Origin of the sequence: Shinella kummerowiae, assembly GCF_009827055.1 — a bacterium.
In the GTDB taxonomy this organism is placed as follows: Bacteria; Pseudomonadota; Alphaproteobacteria; order Rhizobiales; family Rhizobiaceae; genus Shinella; species Shinella kummerowiae.
Genome location: NZ_WUMK01000029.1, coordinates 1 through 2,752, shown reverse-complemented (window position 1 = coordinate 2,752; position 2,752 = coordinate 1). Strand labels below are relative to the sequence as shown.

Genomic DNA, 2,752 nt, shown 5'->3' with positions numbered 1-2,752 from the left:
AGCCTATTCATCTGACGGCCTTTCCGGCGTCGTCGAAGCGGTGGATTCGGGTTTCGTCGGGGGTGAGGTAGACGGTGTCGCCATGGGTGACGGGGAAGTCGCCGCCGGCGCGCACGGTCATCATGCCGATGCCCTCGACATTGACATGCAGGAAGGTGTCGGAGCCGAGATGTTCGGCCACACCGACGAGGCCCTTCCAGGTGCCGCTGTCCTTGGAGAGTTTGATATGCTCGGGACGGATGCCGACGGTCGGGGCGTTGTACGGTCTGGCCGCCTCGCCCTTGACGAAGTTCATGCGCGGCGAGCCGATGAAGCCGGCGACGAACAGGTTGTCGGGCTTGTTGTAGAGATCGAGCGGTGAGCCGACCTGCTCGATATTGCCGGCATTGAGCACGACGATCTTGTCGGCCATGGTCATGGCCTCCACCTGGTCATGCGTGACGTAGATCATCGTGGTCTTCAGCTGGTGGTGCAGCTCGCTGATCTCCAGCCGCATCGTGCCGCGCAAGGCGGCATCGAGGTTGGACAGCGGCTCGTCGAACAGAAAGGCCGACGGTTCGCGCACGATCGCCCGGCCGATGGCCACGCGCTGGCGCTGGCCGCCGGAAAGCTGGCCCGGACGGCGCTCGAGATAGTTGGTGAGGTTGAGCACGCGTGCGGCCTCCGTCACCTTCTTGTCGATCGCCTCGGGGCTCATCTTCGCCATCTTCAGCGGGAAGGCGATGTTGTTGCGCACGGACATGTGCGGATAGAGCGCGTAGGACTGGAACACCATGGCAAGCCCGCGTTTTGCCGGCGCCTCCCCGGTGACGTCGCGCCCGTCGATCTCGATGATGCCGCTCGTGGTGTCTTCCAGGCCGGCGATCAGGCGCAGCAGCGTGGACTTGCCGCAGCCCGACGGCCCGACGAAGACGACGAACTCGCCCTCATTGATGGTCAGGTCGATGCCCGGAATGACCTGCGTCTCGCCGAACGACTTGTTGACCTTTTTCAGAATGATCTGGCCCATGATGGTTCCTCCCCGATCCTGTTCTTTACTTCACGGCGCCGAAGGTCAGGCCGCGGACAAGCTGCTTTTGTGAGAACCACCCCATGATCAGGATGGGCGCGATGGCGAGCGTCGAGGCGGCCGACAGTTTCGCCCAGAACAGGCCCTGCGGGCTGGAGAACGAGGCGATGAAGGCGGTGAGCGGTGCTGCGTTCGTCGTCGTCAGGCGGATCGTCCAGAACGCCTCGTTCCAGGCGAGGATGATGTTGAGCAGCATGGTCGACGCAATGCCGGGCACCGCCATCGGGGTCAGCACATAGACGATCTCGCCCCACAGCGAGGCCCCGTCCATGCGCGCCGCTTCCAGGATCTCGCCGGGGATCTCGCGGAAGTAGGTGTAGAGCATCCAGATGACGATCGGCAGGTTGATCATGGTCAGCATGACGGTCAGGCCGATGCGGCTGTCGAGCAGGCCGAAGTCGCGGAAGAGGAGGTAGATCGGCACCAGCACGGCGACCGCCGGCATCATCTTCGTCGAGAGCATCCACATCAGGATGTCCTTGGTCTTGGCGGTCGGCGAAAACGCCATCGACCAGGCGGCCGGCACGGCGATCAAAAGCGCCAGCAGCGTCGAGCCGAGCGACAGCACCACCGAGTTCAGGAAGAACTTGAAGTAGTTGCTCTGCGCCTGCACGGCCGCATAACTCTCGATCGTGCCCGAGGGGATGATGTCAAAACCCTGGATCGCCTCGGTCTCGGATTTGAACGAGGTGATGATCGTGTAGAGGATCGGAAAGAAGATGATCAGCGCGACGATCCAGGCGGCGATGGTGAAGACGACGGTGCGTCGTGTCGAGACGGCTCTGGCCATGGTGGTTTCCTCCTATCCCTACTTGTCGAGGTTCTTGCCGACGGCGCGCATCAGGAAGAAGGCGACGATGTTGGCAAGGATGACGGCGATGATGCCACCGGCGGAGGCTCCGCCGACGTCGTAGCCGAGAAGGGCCGTGCGGTAGATCAGGAACGGCAGGTTGGTCGACGCATAACCCGGGCCGCCATTGGTGGTGACGAGGATCTCCGCATAGACGCCGAGCAGGAAGATCGTCTGGATCAGGATGACGACGGTGATCGAGCGCGAGAGATGCGGCACCGTCAGGTAGATGAAGCGGGAGACGAAGCCGGCGCCGTCCATCTCGGCCGCCTCCTTCTGTTCGCCGTCGAGCGATTGCAGCGCGGTCAACAGGATCAGCGTGGCAAAGGGCAGCCATTGCCAGGCGACGATGATGATGATCGAAAACAGCGGATATTGCGCGAACCAGTCGACCGGCTGGAGACCGAGCGCCCGGTTGATATCGGCAAGCACGCCGTAGCCCGGATGCATGATCATGTTCTTCCACACCAGGGCCGCCACCGGCGGCATGACGAAGAACGGCGAGATGACGAGGATGCGCACGATCCCCTGCCCCCACATCGGCTGGTCGAGCAGGAGCGCAATGCCGACGCCGCCAATCACGGTGATCAACAGCACGCCGACGACGATCAACAGCGTGTTCCAGATCGACTGGAAGAAGGCCGGATCGGTGTAGAAATACTGATAGTTGAACAGCCCCGCCCAGCTGACATTCGCCGGGTTCAGCAGGTTGTAGTTCTGGAACGAAAACCACAGCGTCATCGCCAATGGCACGATCATCCACACCAGCAACAACCCAACCGACGGCGCCAACATCAATCGCGCCAATCCGCGCGTGTTCGCAGTCGACATTG

At 62.4% G+C, this 2,752-nt stretch carries 3 protein-coding genes; all 3 read right to left on the bottom strand.

The genetic code is table 11. The annotated features are described in order from the left end of the window. Positions 1 to 7: 7 nt before the first annotated feature. The 3 genes from GR138_RS30075 to GR138_RS30065 are packed head-to-tail and all read right to left on the bottom strand — an operon-like array spanning position 8 to position 2,750. On the bottom strand, positions 8 to 1,009 hold the full coding sequence (locus tag GR138_RS30075) for an ABC transporter ATP-binding protein (protein WP_160862931.1): 1,002 nt from the start codon (positions 1,007 to 1,009) through the stop codon (positions 8 to 10). 25 nt (positions 1,010 to 1,034) lie between these two features. Beyond that, a complete protein-coding gene (locus tag GR138_RS30070; RefSeq protein ID WP_160862930.1) occupies positions 1,035 to 1,859 on the bottom strand; it encodes a carbohydrate ABC transporter permease in 825 nt (274 codons plus the stop codon). A gap of 18 nt (positions 1,860 to 1,877) precedes the next feature. Continuing rightward, entirely contained in the window at positions 1,878 to 2,750 is an 873-nt protein-coding gene (locus GR138_RS30065; protein WP_160862929.1) for a carbohydrate ABC transporter permease, read from the bottom strand. Positions 2,751 to 2,752: the final 2 nt, after the last annotated feature.

Coding starts and splice junctions, on each gene's coding strand:
- GR138_RS30070 (WP_160862930.1), bottom strand. CDS start 1,859: ATGGCCAGAGCCGTCTCGACACGACGCACCGTCGTCTTCACCATCGCC.
- GR138_RS30065 (WP_160862929.1), bottom strand. CDS start 2,750: ATGTCGACTGCGAACACGCGCGGATTGGCGCGATTGATGTTGGCGCCG.
- GR138_RS30075 (WP_160862931.1), bottom strand. CDS start 1,009: ATGGGCCAGATCATTCTGAAAAAGGTCAACAAGTCGTTCGGCGAGACG.